This is a genomic window from Streptococcus sp. (assembly GCF_019414905.1).
Taxonomy (GTDB): Bacteria; Bacillota; Bacilli; order Lactobacillales; family Streptococcaceae; genus Streptococcus.
In genome coordinates this window covers 1-1,631 of sequence record NZ_DXLC01000266.1, presented here as the reverse complement: position 1 = coordinate 1,631, position 1,631 = coordinate 1, and the positions used below count along the sequence as shown (strand labels likewise).

The following is a 1,631-nucleotide window of genomic DNA, read 5'->3' as shown; positions in this document are numbered from 1 at the left end:
GTCCGTGATAGTTATGCTGAGGGAGATATTAATAATGTCAAACAGTTCGGAGAAGTCGCTGGTGTAGCAGGCTATTTATGGGATCGAACTTCTGGTAAGGAACAGCATGCTGGAAGCTTGACCAATGTTCTTAGCGATGTCAATGTAACAAACGGGAACGCCATCACCGCTTACCACTATAACAATATGAAGGTGACAGCTACATTCAGCAATAAAGCTAATAGAGTTATCAAAGTTGCCTTGGAAAACGATGAAGTCGTCAGCAAGGAATCTTTTGAAGAAAGAGGAAAGATGCTAGATGATTCTCAAATTGCAAGCAAGAAAGCAGAAATCAATCCTCTCACCCTACCAACAGTGGAACCCCTCTCAACAAGTGGCAAGAAAGACAGTGATTTTTCTAAGGTAGCCCATTATCAAGCTAACCGCACCTTGGTTTATAAGAACATTGAAAAATTGTTACCTTTTTATAATAAGGCAACCATCGTCAAATATGGAAATCTGGTTAATGAGAACAGTCATTTATATCAAAAAGAACTTCTATCTGCAGTTATGATGAAGGATGATCAAGTAATCACAGATATTGTTTCCAACAAACAGACTGCAAACAAACTCTTGCTTCACTACAAGGACCATTCATCTGAGAAGCTTGATCTCAAGTATCAGACTGATTTTGCCAAGCTAGCAGAATATAGCCTAGGAGATACAGGTCTTCTCTATACTCCTAACCAATTCTTGTATGACCAAACCTCTATCATCAATCAAGTTTTACCTAAATTACAGCAGGTTGCCTACGATTCAGAAGCTATCAGAAAGATACTCGGTATTTCTCCAGAAGTTAAGTTAACCGAGCTCTATTTAGAAGACCAGTTTGCTATAACGAAGGATCATCTAGAAGAAAGTCTAAAAAAACTATTGTCTGCGGATGCCGCTCTAATTGGAAACAATCAAGTAATGACGGGTTATATTATAGATAAAATCAAGCGTAACAAGGAAGCTTTACTACTTGGTATGAGCTACCTAGAACGCTGGTATAACTTTAGTTATGATAAAGTGAGTGCAAAAGACCTTGTAATGTACCATCTAGATTTCTTTGGCAAAGGAAATGCTTCTCCGTTAGATACCTTAATAGAGTTAGGTAAATCAGGATTTAATAATCTTCTTGCCAAGAACAACGTTGATACTTATGCTATTAGTTTAGCTAGCCATCATGGAACGAAAGATTTATTTAACACGCTTGAAAATTACCGAAAAGTCTTTCTACCAAACACAAGCAACAATGACTGGTTTAAAACTCAGACCAAGGCTTACATCGTTGAAGAAAAATCTAATATTCCAAAAGTGAGAGCTAATCAGGAAAAATCTGGCAGCAAGTATTCTATCGGTGTCTATGATCGCATCACTAGCGACAGCTGGAAATACCGTAATATGGTACTGCCTCTACTTACCTTGCCAGAAAAATCAGTATTTGTCATTTCAACTATCTCTAGCCTAGGCTTTGGTGCTTATGATCGTTACCGTAATAGTGACCATAAAGCGGGCAAGGGTCTCAATGACTTTGTTGAAGAAAACGCGCGTGAAACTGCCAAACGTCAACGAGATCACTATGATTATTGGTATCGTATTCCTGTCTC

The 1,631-nt window shown here is 38.3% G+C and carries 1 protein-coding gene; it reads left to right on the top strand.

Going from position 1 to position 1,631, the window contains the following annotated elements:
• Positions 1-1,631, top strand: a 1,631-nt coding sequence (locus QZ359_RS08090; RefSeq protein WP_293965372.1) for a ZmpA/ZmpB/ZmpC family metallo-endopeptidase, incomplete at both ends; no start/stop codon positions are given.